General features: G+C 59.0%; 13 protein-coding genes. 6 read left to right on the top strand and 7 right to left on the bottom strand.

The window, feature by feature from the left end; translation table 11 throughout:
- Window positions 1-18 precede the first annotated feature (18 nt).
- The 5 genes from AC5E6N_RS18260 to AC5E6N_RS18240 all read right to left on the bottom strand — a co-directional run bounded on the left by AC5E6N_RS18260 (window position 19) and on the right by AC5E6N_RS18240 (window position 6,554).
- Window positions 19-1,017 (bottom strand): ABC transporter permease, encoded by a 999-nt coding sequence (locus AC5E6N_RS18260; protein WP_491749153.1) that lies wholly within the window; start codon window positions 1,015-1,017, stop codon window positions 19-21.
- A gap of 7 nt (window positions 1,018-1,024) precedes the next feature.
- Entirely contained in the window at window positions 1,025-2,935 is a 1,911-nt protein-coding gene (locus AC5E6N_RS18255) for an ABC transporter substrate-binding protein (protein WP_491749152.1), read from the bottom strand.
- The gene (locus AC5E6N_RS18250) at window positions 2,932-4,833 is read right to left on the bottom strand and encodes an ABC transporter ATP-binding protein (protein WP_491749151.1); all 1,902 of its coding nucleotides are present in this window, start codon (window positions 4,831-4,833) and stop codon (window positions 2,932-2,934) included. The genes AC5E6N_RS18255 and AC5E6N_RS18250 overlap by 4 nt, the downstream gene beginning before the upstream one ends.
- An 85-nt stretch (window positions 4,834-4,918) precedes the next feature.
- Window positions 4,919-5,542 carry a histidine phosphatase family protein gene (locus AC5E6N_RS18245; RefSeq protein WP_491749150.1) on the bottom strand — a complete coding sequence of 208 codons (624 nt, stop codon included), beginning with the start codon at window positions 5,540-5,542 and terminating at the stop codon, window positions 4,919-4,921.
- On the bottom strand, window positions 5,520-6,554 hold the full coding sequence (locus tag AC5E6N_RS18240) for an NAD-dependent epimerase (RefSeq protein WP_491749149.1): 1,035 nt from the start codon (window positions 6,552-6,554) through the stop codon (window positions 5,520-5,522). The genes AC5E6N_RS18245 and AC5E6N_RS18240 overlap by 23 nt, the downstream gene beginning before the upstream one ends.
- Window positions 6,555-6,716: 162 nt before the next feature.
- Here AC5E6N_RS18240 and AC5E6N_RS18235 point away from each other — a divergent pair, with 162 nt between their 5' ends.
- On the top strand, window positions 6,717-8,048 hold the full coding sequence (locus AC5E6N_RS18235; protein ID WP_491749148.1) for a UDP-glucose dehydrogenase family protein: 1,332 nt from the start codon (window positions 6,717-6,719) through the stop codon (window positions 8,046-8,048).
- 18 nt (window positions 8,049-8,066) lie between these two features.
- On the opposite strand, the gene AC5E6N_RS18230 is transcribed toward AC5E6N_RS18235, so the two are convergent.
- On the bottom strand, window positions 8,067-8,765 hold the full coding sequence (locus AC5E6N_RS18230; protein WP_491749147.1) for an SDR family NAD(P)-dependent oxidoreductase: 699 nt from the start codon (window positions 8,763-8,765) through the stop codon (window positions 8,067-8,069).
- Entirely contained in the window at window positions 8,762-9,826 is a 1,065-nt protein-coding gene (locus tag AC5E6N_RS18225) for a hypothetical protein (protein ID WP_491749146.1), read from the bottom strand. Before AC5E6N_RS18225 ends, AC5E6N_RS18230 begins: the two co-directional genes overlap by 4 nt.
- Window positions 9,827-10,036: 210 nt before the next feature.
- On the opposite strand from AC5E6N_RS18225, the gene AC5E6N_RS18220 reads away from it, so the two are divergent.
- The 5 genes from AC5E6N_RS18220 to AC5E6N_RS18200 form a co-directional block, all read left to right on the top strand.
- Window positions 10,037-10,975, top strand: coding sequence for a UDP-glucuronic acid decarboxylase family protein (locus tag AC5E6N_RS18220; RefSeq protein WP_491749145.1), 939 nt, complete (start codon window positions 10,037-10,039; stop codon window positions 10,973-10,975).
- Window positions 10,976-11,124: 149 nt separating this feature from the next.
- Window positions 11,125-11,775 (top strand): TetR/AcrR family transcriptional regulator, encoded by a 651-nt coding sequence (locus AC5E6N_RS18215; RefSeq protein ID WP_491749144.1) that lies wholly within the window; start codon window positions 11,125-11,127, stop codon window positions 11,773-11,775.
- Window positions 11,768-13,006: an acyl-CoA dehydrogenase family protein gene (locus AC5E6N_RS18210; RefSeq protein WP_491749143.1), complete on the top strand. Its 1,239-nt coding sequence runs from the start codon at window positions 11,768-11,770 to the stop codon at window positions 13,004-13,006. The genes AC5E6N_RS18215 and AC5E6N_RS18210 overlap by 8 nt, the downstream gene beginning before the upstream one ends.
- A gap of 2 nt (window positions 13,007-13,008) precedes the next feature.
- Complete coding sequence (locus AC5E6N_RS18205) at window positions 13,009-13,986, top strand: NADPH:quinone oxidoreductase family protein (protein ID WP_491749142.1); 978 nt, start codon at window positions 13,009-13,011, stop codon at window positions 13,984-13,986.
- Between the two features lie 2 nt (window positions 13,987-13,988).
- Window positions 13,989-14,619 (top strand): alcohol dehydrogenase catalytic domain-containing protein (locus AC5E6N_RS18200; RefSeq protein WP_491749141.1); only part of this gene is annotated, 631 nt, incomplete at its 3' end.

Below are 14,619 nucleotides of genomic sequence, written 5' to 3'. Positions count from 1 at the left end.
CCGGCAGGGACGACTTGGTCATTTATGCGCTTTCCCCTGCAAGCGGATACGCGGATCGAGAAAGGCCAGCGCGATGTCCGAGATCAACACGCCGATAACGGTCAATACGGCAAGGAACATCAGGAAGGTGCCGGCAAGGTACATGTCCTGGCTTTGCAGCGCGGAAATCAGCAACGGTCCGGTCGTCTCCAGCGAAAGGACGATGGCGACCACCTCGGCGCCGGATACGATCGCGGGAAGGATGTTGCCGATATCGGCGATGAAGAAGTTCAGGGACATGCGGAACGGGTATTTCAGAACGGCCTTGACCGGCGGCACGCCCTTGGCCCGGGCGGTGATCACATATTGCTTTTTCAGCTCGTCGAGCAGGTTGGCGCGAATGCGCCTGATCATCGCGGCGGTGCCGGCCGTTCCGATGACGATGACGGGGATCACCATGTGTTCCATGATGGAGCCGAACTTCGCCAGGCTCATCGGCTCGTTGATGTATTGCGGATCCATCAGGCCGCCAATGGAGGTCCCGAACCAAACCTTGGCGAAATACATCATGATCAGCGCCAGGAGAAAATTCGGCGTCGCAAGACCAAGAAGACCCAGAAACGTGAAGCCGTAGTCGCCGATCGAATATTTGTGCGTTGCGGAATATATTCCTATCGGGAACGCGATTACCCAGGTGAAGATGATCGTCACGAATGACAGCAGCATCGTCAGGAATAATCGACCGCCGATCAACTCCGATACGGGACGCTCATATTCGAAGGAATACCCGAAATCCCCGTGGAACATCCCCCACACCCAGGTGAAGTAACGCTGCCAGACGGGCTTGTCGAAACCATATTCGACCCTGAGATACTCGATCTTCTTCGGATCGATGGTTTCGCCCGAGGCCTCGAGTTCGGCAACATAGCTTTCAAAGAAATCGCCGGGCGGCAGTTCCACGATCGTGAAGATCAGCACGCTGGCAATCGCCAGCGTGGGTATCATCGCCAGAAAACGAAGAAAGATGTATTTCAGCATCTACCTTCTATTCCGCGAACCAGAAAGTATCCGGCCGGTATACGCCAAAAAACGATGACGGAGCCCAGGAATAGATGCCCGTCTCCGGCACGTTTTGAAGCTTGCTGTTGATGACAACCGGCTGGATCACTTCGCGGGTGGTGCCGATCGAGAACACCTCCTCGGAATAGATTTCCAGCATTTCCGACCAGATGGATTCCCGCTCCATGTCATTCGTGGACGAGCGCCAGGCGTTGTAGAGCTCCAGCAGACGCTTGACGGAAGGCAGGCTCGGCGGTTCGCCGGCCTTGCCACCGGTCTGGGTGTACTGTCCCCACACAGGCCAGTTCGGCTGCGCCGGTGAAACGGGCGCTAGTTCCTCCGGATTGAGATCCGGTGTCGCCAGGCCGATGTTGAGGCCCTTCGAGATGGTCATCATCGTTTCACCTGTCAGAAAACGGCGACGGTGGATGTCGCGCTGAAGGGAGCGGCTGAAAATGCGTATGCCAAGCTCGTCCCAATGGTAGCGGATCAGTTCCAGCGCGTCCGTCTGCTCGGTGCTTTCGCCGGCGCTTTCGATAATGATCTCCATGGGCCGTCCGTCGGGCAGCAGGCGCGTTCCTTCCGCATTCCTGTTTTGCAGCCCGAGATCGTCCAGCATCCTGTTCGCCAGTTCCGTGTCATGCTGAGTCCAGCTCTGGCTGAGCGACTCCTTGTAAAGCGGAGAGGCTTCAAGGACCGTATCCGCACCCGGCTTCGCCATGCCGAAGAACAGCTGCTCGTTGAGCTCGTTGCGGTTGACGCCGATTGAAAGCGCGCGGCGGAACTCCCGGTTCTGGAACAGCTCCCGCCAGGCCTCGTCCTTGTAGTTCAGATTGGGATAGAGCGAAATCTGCGAGGCAATGCCCGCACGCCAGGGAAGAACGCGATAACCCTGACTGGCCTCGCCCTCCTTGAGGAATGTGAAATTGTCGAAGCGCAGATAGCGCGCCTGGAGATCGCTCTCGCCCGCGCCCGTCTTCGCCGGCACGATATCGGTCGATCCCATCAGCAGCACGACTTCGTCGATATAGGGAAGCTGCTGACCGTCCGGGTCGACACGGTGATAATAGGGGTTGCGCTGGAACACCATGCGCTTGGAGGGCCCGGCCGTGGTATTGCGCCATGGCTGTAGCGTCGGCATTTCCGGGTTTTCCGGCCGGTATTGACGTCCAAGGCCGGTGTGCATCGCCGCCCAGTTGCGGTATCCGAGTTCCTTTGCCTTTTTTTCCAGTTCATCCCGATCGGTATAGGCGGGGTGGTACTGCTTCATGAAATGCGCCGGTTTGTAGATGTATGTGGCGCGCGGATAGGCAAGGCCGAGAGGAAATGCGGGGTTGGGGTCCTCCCAGGTATAGCGAACCGTGTGCTCGTCAATAACCTCGAACTTGGGCGGCTTGCCGTTGGACAGCAGAACCTGCGGCAGGCCGGCGCGCGTCAATTCCTCATTGTTGACGACATCCTCCCAGTAATAGCGGAAATCCTCCGCCGTGAAGGGATGACCGTCGGACCATTTATGGCCCTTGCGGAGATGAAGCGTGAAGATGCGTCCCTCTTCCGCTTCGAATTTTTCAAGGATGTCGGGTTTCAGCGCAAAGTTCTCATCGAAGCCGACCAGCCGGGCATAGCCGTAGACGGTCATCATGCGGATGTCCTTGGCCTTGCCCATCAGCATTTCCATGCTGCAGCAATACCTTCCGATGGTCCTGCCGTTGGCATCAAAATTCACCTTCAGCGGCTGCTCGGGCAAGCGCTCGCTCATCGGCGGCAGTTCCCCGGACTGAACCATCGGTTCGAGGATCGGAGGCTCCTTGAGCGCGGCGGTCGCGGCGCTCACCATGGCCGCTGAAAACAGCAGCGTGAACAACGTGGTTACGGGTGAAATGTGCTTCAACATCATGCTACCAGCCTTGTCGTATCACAGTTTGGGCGGACAAGGACGTAATGGTCCTCGCCAACCTCGAGCATTTGCATTTCCGCCCCGGGTCTTTCCGGAATGAAACGCTCATCCCAGTTGTCCGATGCGCTGAATGAGAGGATATCGGCATGTCCCAGCGCAAGGGGGCAAGCCAAATCCGTCGTGGGAATGGATTGCAACAGACTTAGAGTATAGGGGTGGACGGGGTTTTGGAACAACACCCGGCCGGGAGCGATTTCTACAATGCGTCCCCGGCGCATGACGGCGACGCGATCAGCCACATAGTTCACAACCGCGAGATTGTGGGAAATAAAGATGGTCGTCAGATTGAGTTCTTTCTGAAGACGGATCAACAGGTTGAGGATCTGCGCCTGCACCGACACATCCAGTGCGGACACCGGCTCATCGCAAATGAGCAGATCCGGATCGAGCGCCAGTGCCCGGGCAATGCCGATGCGCTGTCTTTGCCCGCCGGAAAAGCTGTGCGGATAGCGATTGAGGAAGGTTGGCGACAATCCGACCATGCTCATCAGCTCGCGTGCCCTTTCGGCGCGCCACTGGCGATTGCCCTCCCCGTGAATTTCGAGTGGCTCCGACAGGATATTGAGCACGGTGGACCGCGGGCTGAGCGACGAAAACGGATCCTGAAAGACCATCTGGATCTTTCGGCGTATATCGAAGAGTTCCCTGGTATGCAGGGCGGCAAGATCGACCTCGCTCTTGCCGTCGTTAAAGCAGATCGAGCCGCCTGACGGCGTAATGGCCCGCATGATCATCTTGCTGATCGATGTCTTGCCGCATCCGCTTTCGCCGACCAATCCGAAACACTCGCCGTAGCGGACGGTAAAGCTCACATTGTCGACGGCGATCACCCTGTCCGCTTCCGAGCTGACCAGCATACTGCCCTTTTTTGACTCGAAACTCTTGGACAGGTTCCTGACCGTCAGGATACTGTCCTCATCCGAATATGATCTTTGCTGCGCCTTCTCCTTGAAAGACTCGGGCAGAGGCTGGGTAACCTCCCGCAGGGCGACCAGTTTTTCGCCGGGCTCCATGTCCAGTTTCGGAACGGCGGCCAGGAGCGCCTTGAGATAGGGATGTGTGGGATTGTGGAAAATATCCTCCAGCGTCCCCGCTTCCATGATGGCGCCGTGATAGAGCACCAAAATCTCATCGGCCATGTTTGCCACGACGCCGAGATCGTGGGTAATCAGGAGCAGCGACATGCCGAGCTTGCGCTGCACGTCTTTCAAAACCGCCAGCACCTGTGCCTGGACCGTCACGTCCAGCGCGGTCGTCGGCTCATCGGCAATCAGCAATGCCGGATTGCAAACCAGCGCCATCGCGATCATCGCGCGCTGACGCAGGCCGCCCGACAGTTCCATCGAGTACATGTTGTAGGCGCGCGAGGGATCGGGGAAGCCGACGAGGGCCAGCATCTGTTCCGTCAGTTCCCGGCATTCGCCTTTGCTGACATCGCGGTGAAGATAGAGCGCCTCGTCAATCTGGTTGCCGACCGTGTGCACAGGCGACAGCGATGTCATCGGCTCCTGAAAAATGATGGAGATGCGCCCTCCGCGCAATTGCCTCATCTGCCGGCCGTCGCGCGCCAGTTTGACGATATCGACGGGCTCGTCTCCATTGAGCGGATCGTAGAACTTGATTGAGCCGCCGGTCACCTCGGCGACGTCGGGAAGTATGCCCATGATCGTCTGGGCTATGATGGATTTGCCCGAGCCCGACTCGCCGACAAGCGCAACTGTCCTGCCCTTGGGGATGCGAAAGCTGACACCGTTGACGACGTCCACCATCGTTTCCCGTGACCCGATCCCCACGCGGAGATTTTCCACGCGCAGCAGATCGGCAACTCCCTCATTCATTCAGCGCCTGTTCCCCTGTGAGCCGGTCGTGCGGATGCTGTTATTGCCGCTTCTTCACCGTGTTTAGGTCATATTTGCAGCATTTTTATATCAGTGCCAATGACCCTTTTGAAAACACATGAATCTTATCCTGTGGAATCGGTTCCAGAAGAGCCTCTTCCTCGTTCTTCAGGCCGAGAAGAAAAAGGCAGATTCTGAGTATTCCCGCATGGGAGACAATAACGGTCGGTTTGTCCAACCCTTCCAGAACCGCCCTGATATCATCCAGGCGTGACGAATGGCTTTCACCGCCCGGCGGCGCAAAGCCCCAGCGGTCGGCTTTTCGGGCCCGCCGTGACCGGGGATAAGCCGCCTTGACTTCCAGCGTCGTCATGCCTTCCCACTCGCCATAGGACACCTCACGCAGTTCAGGCACTTTGCGCAAGCTGTCTTGCCGGACCGAAAGCTGCCGGGCGACGATCTCGGCGGTCTTTTCGGCCCGCTGCAGCGGCGAGCACAGGACCCGCGGTTCATCCGGATGCGGCCGATGCGCATCGAGGTAGTGGAGAAGCCGCTGCCCAACGTCCCGCGACTGTCTCAAACCGACCGCATCCAGCGGAATATCGCGGATGCCCTGAAATCGGCCCAGCCGGTTCCATTCGGTCTGGCCGTGGCGTATCAGATAAAGGTCCGGAATCTCCGCAATCCTATCTTCCGTCAGCGGCGGCATGGTAGCTGTCATACCATTCGACAAAGGCGGCAAGCCCTTCTTCCAGCGGCGTATGAACCTTGAAACCGAAGTCGCGCTCCAGGTCCGAGGTATCGGCATAAGTCTCGTAAACGTCACCGGGCTGCATCGGCAAAAACTCCTTTCGAGCCGTCTGGCCGGTCACTTTTTCAAGCGTTTCGATCATTTTGAGGAGTTCGACCGGTTCGCTGTTGCCGATGTTGTAGAGCCGGTAAAGCGGCGCCGTCGGGTCGTTCCGCGCCGGTGTGCCCGCACCGGATGATTTGCCGGGGGGCGAAAGCAGCACTTTGACAACGCCATTCGCAATGTCGTCAATGAATGTGAAATCCCGGCGCAGGTCGCCATTGTTGAACACCTTGATCGGTTCGCCATTGCGGATCGCCCTGGTGAACAGATAGGCCGCCATATCCGGCCTGCCCCATGGGCCGTAGACCGTGAAGAACCTCAGTCCGGTCACCGGAATATTCCAAAGATGGCTGTAGACATGCGCCATCAGTTCATTCGACTTTTTGGTGGCGGCATAAAGGCTGATCGGATTGTCCACATTTTGCCGGGTGCTGTAGGGCACATCCTTGCTGTTGCCGTATACGGAGCTCGAGCTCGCATAGGCCAAATGAGCAACGCCGCCGTCCCTGCAGCCTTCCAGTACATTGAGGAAGCCGGAGATGTTGCTGTCCACATAGGCATGCGGGTTTTCCAGCGAATAGCGAACGCCGGGCTGGGCGGCAAGATGCGCGACATGGGTTGGCTGAACAGCGCTGAAAACCGCTGCCACCGCGTCTTTGTCGGCGAGATCCAGACGTTCGAAACTGAAGCCGTTGCGGCCCTGCAACCGCGCCAGTCGGGCCTCCTTCAGACCGACATCGTAGTACGCGTTCATATTGTCTATGCCGACAACACGGTGCCCCGCATCCAGAAGAAGCCTGGCGACGTGAAAGCCGATGAAGCCTGCCGCCCCGGTTACGATGATCGGGGCTGATGTCTGATCTGCCATAGGGGATGTTTCCACAGTGCTGGACGGTCGAAGTGTCTTTATATGGTTTGGAATTGTTCCGCGAATTGTTTATACCGCCACGCACTGGCAATGAAAACGCCAAGACCGGCGGATTAGTAAAACAGGTCGACACCCTACCGAAATAAACCGCACGAGGCTGTTTTGATCATAACGATTATCGGAACCGGTTATGTCGGTCTCGTAACGGGCGTATGCCTTTCCGAGTTCGGCTTTCATGTCACATGCGTCGACAACAACACGGATAAGGTGGCGTTGTTGAAAGACAATATAAGTCCGATCTATGAGCCCGGACTTGAGCAGATGATGCGCACGAATGCCGAAGCCGGCCGTCTGCAATTTGAAGGCGACGTCTCGCGATGCGTTCCGGGTTGCGACGTTGTGTTTCTTGCCGTGGGCACCCCTTCGATCGCCGGCGGCGAAGACATCGATCTGACATATGTGTTTTCCGCCGTTGACGATATTGCTCCGCATCTGAAGGACGGCACCGTTGTTATCGTCAAATGCACGGTGGTTCCGGGGACATGCGAGCGTGTCAGGCAACGCATCGCGAAACTGCGTCCGGACCTCGATTTTTCCGTCGTCAGCAATCCGGAGTTCTTGCGCGAGGGGTCGGCCATTCAGGATTTCATGCGGCCCGACCGCGTCGTGATCGGCGTCCATGACGAGCGCGGCCGTGAGGTGACCGAAGCGCTCTACCGCCCGTTGAAGCTCCAGGACACGCCGATCTCCACGACCTCGCTCGCCGGTGCGGAGTTGAGCAAATATGCCTCAAACGCCTTCCTTGCGATGAAGGTCAGCTTCATCAACAATATCGCCGATCTGTGCGAAAAGGTGGATGCGAACATCATCGAGGTTTCGGAGATCATCGGCCTCGACCAGCGTATCGGCGACAAATTCCTGCGTGCCGGCCCCGGCTTCGGCGGATCGTGCTTTCCCAAGGATACCAGGGCGCTGGCGGCTTTCGGCAGGTCCGTTGGCACGGATCAGCCACTGGTGGAGGCAACGATCTCCTTTAACGAAGACCGCAAGAGCAGGATGGCCGAACGGGTCCTTGAAACGATCGGCGCCCCGCAGGGAAAAACCGTCGCCGTGCTTGGTATCGCTTTCAAGCCGGATACGGATGACATCCGTGAATCCCCTGCCCTTCCGCTCGTTGATCTGCTGCTGAAAAACGGCGTCAAGGTCAGGGCTTTCGACCCGAAGGCGATGGAGCCGGCAGCCAGTCTCTATCCGGAGGTGGTGTGGGCCGATGACCCTTACGAGGCGGCCGTGGGCGCGCACGCGGTGGTCATCATGACGGAGTGGAACGTGCTGCGTGCGCTGGAACTTGAAAGGCTGCGCGATGCCATGGCGCAGCCGTTGATGATCGATCTGCGGAACATTCATCGGCGTAAGGAACCGGCGCGCTACGGCTTCACCTATGTGAGCATCGGACGCGATCGGGCTTCGCCAACAAAGGAAACCGGCGCATAAAGTCCGGGGCGATTTGCGCTAACTTGTCCAGCCTCCGGCAAACGGAATGGCCTGGCCGACGAAGAAGTCGCTTTGATCGCTCGCCAGAAACAGCGCGAGAGCGATATCCTCTTCAGGCCTTGCGAGCCGGCCGATGGGGACCTGATCCTTCAGGTTCTTCTGGAACTTCGGGTTCGCTTGCATTTCGGGCGGATAGTAAGCCGGGTTTTCCACCCAGTTCTGCGCGATCAGATTGACCTGCACATTATGCCGCGCCACCTCGACGCCCACCGATTTGACGTAGGATATCTGCGCGCCCCGCGCCGCGCTGTACGCGGCAAGCCGTCCCATCGGACGCAACGGGGTGGCGCTCCCGAATACGACGATCTTGCCCTTTTGCCGTTCGATCATCTTTGGCAGGGCATGCCGCACGAGCCCATGCAGCGGATGCACCAGAAGCGAGAACATGTCGCGCCATGCCGGTTCTTCAAGCTCCGTCACCGGGGTTCCGTAGTGGTTGGGCGCCGCCAGGTTGACAATCAGCACGTCAATCGGCGAGGAGCGTTCAATCAGCGCCCGGCAGTCTTCGTCGCCGCTTAAGTCGCTGTCGTCGGCCAGAACGTCAGCGCCGCTGGCCGCAAACTCCTTGATACAGGCGGGGCCCATATAGCGGGTGGCATGGGTCACCAGCACGCGTCGTCCTGTCATATCGTAGGTCATATGGCCCTGCCCCTTCATGGTGATTGCCGGCTCTCATCGCACTGGCGCGGCCCTTCATGGGCCGTGTCGACAAACTCCTGAAACGACTGCCGGGTTGCCGGGCGATGCAACCGGCCTCGCAACCGGTCCCGCCAGCTATCGAGATAAAGCGAGGAAAAATCGAACTCGGACGCGAGAATTCGTTCCTTCTGCTCTTTCAGATACCGCGCCGTGACCTCGCTCCAGTCGTCAACGACGCAAACGGGCAGATCATCGAAGAGACTGCTGATCCCCGAGCGGGGAACGATCGGCACGGAACCCAGCAGCAGAGCCTCCCAGGTCCTGTGGCAATCCGCTCCCTCCCCGAGCGGACTGATGGTGAAGAAATGAGCCGTGTTGTTCTTCCAGCTCAAGGACCGCCTGACCGAAGGCTTCTCCAGCGTCAGCGTGTCCAGGCCCACACCGTTGATGCATCTCAAACGATCTCCACGATCAAGGACGTGGTGCCAGTTGCAATATCCTGTGGGTGCCTTGGCCTCCAGCCGTGGTGCCGCTACCCTTATGGCATCAAGAGTCTTTTCCTGCCCGACGGGCGTGTCGAAATAACCCCACGGATCGAAGTACGGTTTGAATGTCAGCGTGTGATAGTCGAGGCCGATCGGGAGCGGCTTGAGCTTGGGATGGTTGTCGTTGCAGTTTTGCGCGTACCATGAAATCAGCTTGGTGTTGTCCAGAAGACGCGCGCGCAGTTGCGGGCTGAGGTCTCTCGAGCCGGCTTCCATATCACAGCAACCGGTTGCCAGGACAAACGGGAAATCCAGTTCATCCAGGTGATCGTCGCAAAATTTCCGCAGAAAACTGGTCTTGACGTAAATGGCAGAGGGCGTCGCCTGCGCGGAACCACCCTGTCCGTTTGCCCGTATGGCATGATGCGGGCTGCCTTCCCGCGTCCAGAAGTCACAGGCTTTCTTGATGCCGTGGCTGCCGATATAGCGGCAGTCCGCCTCGGTTTTGCCGGAAGCGTTCAGCCGGTATGCGATCATCGAGCCGTATGCCGCGACATGATTTGAAAGCCGGCGTGCGCCTTTGTTCAGTCCCATAGGGCTACCCCTGCACCGCGTCGGAAGGTTTCCAAGTTGCCTCGGCATTCCATTGCAGGCCGCAGCAGGCTTGTAAAGCGCCGGCGATTGCGCTTGCCAAGAATGCGGTTGTGTCCCATCTCATGATTCAATAAACCAATGCCAAAAAGCGCAACCGTTCCGGCAGGTTGGGACCGGGCTTGCGATGCGTTGTACTTTCCAGGAGACAGCATGCGGGAGATTCTCGTCACCGGCGGATCAGGTTTTTTGGGCTCGCATCTTTGCGATGCATTGTTGCAGCGCGGCGGCAGCGTCTTGTGCGTGGATAATTTCTTCACCGGCCAACGCAACAACATCAAACACCTGCTCGGGCGCACCGATTTCGAGTTGATGCGTCATGATGTGGTCGAACCGCTGAAGGTTGAGGTGGAGCGGATCTTCAACCTTGCCTGCCCCGCCTCTCCCGTTCACTACCAGTTCGACCCGGTACAGACGACAAAGACCAGCGTGCTGGGAGCAATCAACATGCTCGATCTCGCACAGCGTCTGAATGTTCCCATCCTGCAGGCGTCAACCTCGGAGGTTTACGGAGATCCGAAGGTCCACCCTCAAAGCGAAGACTACTGGGGACGCGTCAATCCGATCGGTCCGCGCAGTTGCTACGATGAGGGAAAGCGATGTGCGGAAACGCTGTTCTTCGATTACCACCGGGAGAACGATGTCGGCATCAAGGTGATGCGAATCTTCAATACCTACGGCCCGCGGATGCATCCGAGCGACGGGCGCGTGGTGAGCAATTTCATCGTTCAGGCGCTTCAGGGCGATCCGATCACCATCTATGGCGACGGCAAACAAACCCGCAGTTTCTGCTACGTGGATGATCTGATCGACGGCATGCTGACATTCATGGACAGTTCCGAAGATGTCACCGGGCCGATCAATTTCGGCAATCCGGACGAGTGCTCGATGCTTGAACTCGCAGAGCGTGTCCTGTCGCTGGTCGACAGCCGGTCCGAGATCGCCTTCAAGCCGCTGCCTCAGGACGATCCGCTGCAGCGCTGCCCCGATATCGCGGTCGCAAAACGGGAACTCGGATGGGAACCCGAGGTCAGCCTCGAAGATGGTCTGCGCGAGACCATTTCCTGGTTCAGGCATGCCCTCGATATCTGATACGGAAGGTCGCGGCCGGTCGGATTTCTCCGAACGCTGATTGACAACATACCCGGTAGTATGTTCCTCTCCTGACAACGAACAAAGAGATTTCGAGGCCATGCTACGGCCTCGGGATCGACATAGCCTGGAGGAGGAACATCGCGCCTATGTCCGCATCGGCGACACAGAGCCCGGTTCGCCCGGTTCAGGAAGACATCCTCCAAGCGGCTGCCAGATGCTTCATGGCGCGCGGATATGCGGCAACCAGCATCGACGATGTTGCGCGCAGCCTCGGGGCAACCAAGGGCCGCATTTATCATCATTACCGCTCCAAGGCGGAGCTCTTCTTTGACGTGTTTCGCCACGGCATGCAGATGAATTTCGACGTGATCGCGCCGATTGCATCCGCCTCGATGCCGACCGCGGAGAAGTTGCGGCATATGACGAAGACACATTGTGTGGCGATGATCCGCACACAGCCGTTTCAACGCTGTGTCTGGGAGGGCGTGGAACTGCTGCAGCGCGGCGCAACCACGCCGGAGCAGCGCGAGATCCTGATCGAACTGCAGGCCATGCGCGATAACTACGCCGACATATTCCGAACGGTCCTGGAGGCCGCGAAGAAGGAGGGCATTGCGCATTTCGAAAGCTCAAGCATTGCCTTACAACTTATGTTTATTTCCCTGAATTCACCTCTCTTCTGGTTTCGGGAGCGTGAAGGCCAGGACGACGGTACAATTGAACACATCGCGAGCCAATGCGCGCTCTTCGCATTGCGCGGTCTCGGATTGACGGAGGAACTCGCTGCAAATGTCTGACATGAATCTGGGCATCACCGACAAGGTCGCGCCGCTCCTGGAAGAAGTTCGCGCCATGGTAAGGGATGAGATTCTTCCGCTTGAGGAGGAATTTCTCGGCGAGGTGGACAAGGAAGACCGCTGGAGCTACACCGCGCGGCAGACCGAGATCCTCGAGAGCCTCAAGGCAAAGGCGAAGGAAAAAGGCCTCTGGAATTTCTGGCTGACCGATTCCGAACGCGGTTACGGACTGACCACCGTCGAATATGCCTATCTGGCCGAGGAAATGGGCAAAGCCGGCATAGCCGCGGAGGTCTTCAACTGCTCGGCGCCCGACACCGGCAACATGGAGGTGCTCGAGCGCTACTGCAGCGATACCCACAAGGACCGATGGCTGACGCCGTTGCTGGAAGGCAAGATCAGATCGGCCTATCTGATGACGGAGCCGGATGTCGCCTCGTCCGACGCCACGAACATAGCCATGCGCTGTGAACGCGACGGGGATGAGTATGTCCTGAACGGCGAGAAGTGGTGGTCGTCGGGCGCCGGCGATCCGCGTTGCGAGATCTACATCGTCATGGTCAAGACCGGCGGCGACGATCAGCCGAGACACCAGCGCCACTCCATGATCCTGGTTCCGGCCGACACGCCGGGAATAGAAAAGCTGCGGGCCATGCAGGTCTATGGTCATGACGATGCGCCGCACGGCCACCTTCATCTCCGGTTTACGGATGTCCGGGTTCCGGCCGACAACCTCATTCTCGGTGAGGGCCGTGGTTTCGAAATCGCTCAAGGGCGGCTTGGGCCGGGCCGGATCCACCATTGCATGAGGGCCATCGGTCAGGCCGAACGCGCGCTGGAAATGATGTGTCAGCGATCGCTGCGGCGCGAGGCGTTCGGCAAACCGCTCGCCAAGCTCGGCGCGAACTACTACATTATCGCCGAATGCCGCATGGATATCGAAATGGCACGGCTGCTGTGCCTGAAGGCCGCCTGGATGATGGACCAGGGCGATGCGCGCGCCGCGGCACCCTGGATCAGCCAGATCAAGGTGGTTGCGCCCCGTGTGGCGCTCAAGGTGACCGATGAAGCGGTGCAGATGTATGGTGGCGAAGGCGTGTCGCAGGACACCCCCCTCGCCCGCGCATGGACCGGATTGCGGACCTTGCGCCTGGCCGACGGCCCGGATGCCGTTCACCGCATGCAGGTTGCCCGCAAGGAACTGAAGAAATACACCCAGGAGCGCGTTTGACCATGAAGGCTGTGTTTTGCGAGGCCTTCGGCCCGCTGGAAAACCTTGAGTACAGGGAAACCGGCGATCCGCACGTAAAGGACCATACGGTTGTGGTCAGGCCCGAGGCGATCGGTGTCAATTATCCCGATGGTCTGCTTGTGCAGGGCCTTTATCAGATGAAGCCGCCAACGCCGTTCGTTCCCGGAATGGAGGTGGCGGGCGTTGTCGACAGCGTCGGCCCCGCAGTCGACAAATTCAAACCGGGCGATCGCGTCGCCGCACTCGGCCAACTGGGCGGCTATGCGGAGTTGGTCGGCGTGCCCCAGGCGGCGGTCTTCCCGCTGCCGCCCGGCATGGACGCCGCCGATGCGTGCGCGCTGATGTGCGCCTATGGCACCGCACACCATGCCCTCAAGCAGCGGGCCGAACTGAAACCCGGCGAGACCGTCGCCATATTGGGCGCCGCCGGGTCGACGGGCATTGCCGCGATCCAGATCGCCAAGGCGATGGGCGCCCGGGTGATCGCCGTCGCATCAACCGAGGAAAAACAGGCGGTGGCGACCGGCGCCGGCGCGGATGAGGTGATCGGTTATGAAAACCTCAAGGACAGTTTGAAGGATCTCACCGGCGGCAAGGGCGTCGACGTGCTCTTCGATCCGGTCGGAGGAGACGCTTTTGATGCCGCCTGCCGTGCCATGGCCCGCAAAGGCCGCCTTCTCGTTATCGGCTTCGCATCGGGCCGTATTCCGGAACTGCCGGTCAATCTGACACTGGTGAAGGAATTTTCGCTTGTCGGCGTTTTCTGGGGCTCCTTTACGCAGAACGAACCGCAGACATACGCCGACAATATGAAGGAACTGATCGGCTGGTATCTGGAAGGCAAGGTGAAGCCCCATATAGAGGGCAGATACCCTCTGGAACAGGCCGCTGACGTTCTGTCCAGAGTGCTGGACCGTGGCGCCGTCGGAAAACTCGTCCTTGTGCCGGAAGGAGCTTGACCTTGGCATTGCCCAAAGAAACGTTCGCACTGGTGCAGAAGCATGACGGCTATTCGGGAAAGTCCGAGGGGCCTCATATCGAAAGCCTGGACCTTTATCTTGAGCCCGCGACAATCGCCCTGCCCGACTTGAAGGACGGTCAGGTGCTGATCAAAATGGCGATGGCGTCGGTCAACCCGTCCGATCTGCATTACATCAAGGGCGAATACGGACATCCCCGCGTCAAGGGCGCGGCGGCCGGCTTCGAGGGTGTCGGAGAAGTTGTTGCCGGAAACGGGGACTATGCGTCTTCCCTTGTCGGAAAACGCGTCGCCTTTACCGTCGATCCCGCCGGGTCCGGCGCATGGACCGACTATGCCATCACCTCCGCCAAGGTGTGTATCCCGGTGCGCGCCGACATGCGCGATGAGGATGCGGCCGGGCACGTCGTCAATCCGCTCACGGCAATGGCCATGTTCGACATCGTGCGCGCCTCGCAGACCGGAAGCTTCATCCTGACGGCGGCGAACAGCCAGCTCTGCAAGCTGCTGACGGCGCTTGGCCGCGACCACGATATCACGCCCATCGCGATCGTGCGCAAGCAAGAGCAAGAGGACCATCTGCGAGAGCTGGGTGCAAAGCATGTGCTTGACA

This window comes from Hoeflea sp., assembly GCF_984452065.1.
The sequence above is the reverse complement of the archived record's forward strand: the minus strand, read 5'-3'. Positions and strand labels throughout refer to the sequence as shown.

What these genes read in the sequence shown, in the direction of transcription:
- AC5E6N_RS18255 (WP_491749152.1), bottom strand. Translation starts at nt 2,935, where the DNA reads ATGATGTTGAAGCACATTTCACCCGTAACCACGTTGTTCACGCTGCTG.
- AC5E6N_RS18250 (WP_491749151.1), bottom strand. Translation starts at nt 4,833, where the DNA reads ATGAATGAGGGAGTTGCCGATCTGCTGCGCGTGGAAAATCTCCGCGTG.
- AC5E6N_RS18225 (WP_491749146.1), bottom strand. Translation starts at nt 9,826, where the DNA reads ATGGGACTGAACAAAGGCGCACGCCGGCTTTCAAATCATGTCGCGGCA.
- AC5E6N_RS18240 (WP_491749149.1), bottom strand. Translation starts at nt 6,554, where the DNA reads ATGGCAGATCAGACATCAGCCCCGATCATCGTAACCGGGGCGGCAGGC.
- AC5E6N_RS18245 (WP_491749150.1), bottom strand. Translation starts at nt 5,542, where the DNA reads ATGCCGCCGCTGACGGAAGATAGGATTGCGGAGATTCCGGACCTTTAT.
- AC5E6N_RS18260 (WP_491749153.1), bottom strand. Translation starts at nt 1,017, where the DNA reads ATGCTGAAATACATCTTTCTTCGTTTTCTGGCGATGATACCCACGCTG.
- AC5E6N_RS18220 (WP_491749145.1), top strand. Translation starts at nt 10,037, where the DNA reads ATGCGGGAGATTCTCGTCACCGGCGGATCAGGTTTTTTGGGCTCGCAT.
- AC5E6N_RS18230 (WP_491749147.1), bottom strand. Translation starts at nt 8,765, where the DNA reads ATGAAGGGGCAGGGCCATATGACCTACGATATGACAGGACGACGCGTG.
- AC5E6N_RS18205 (WP_491749142.1), top strand. Translation starts at nt 13,009, where the DNA reads ATGAAGGCTGTGTTTTGCGAGGCCTTCGGCCCGCTGGAAAACCTTGAG.
- AC5E6N_RS18210 (WP_491749143.1), top strand. Translation starts at nt 11,768, where the DNA reads ATGTCTGACATGAATCTGGGCATCACCGACAAGGTCGCGCCGCTCCTG.
- AC5E6N_RS18215 (WP_491749144.1), top strand. Translation starts at nt 11,125, where the DNA reads ATGTCCGCATCGGCGACACAGAGCCCGGTTCGCCCGGTTCAGGAAGAC.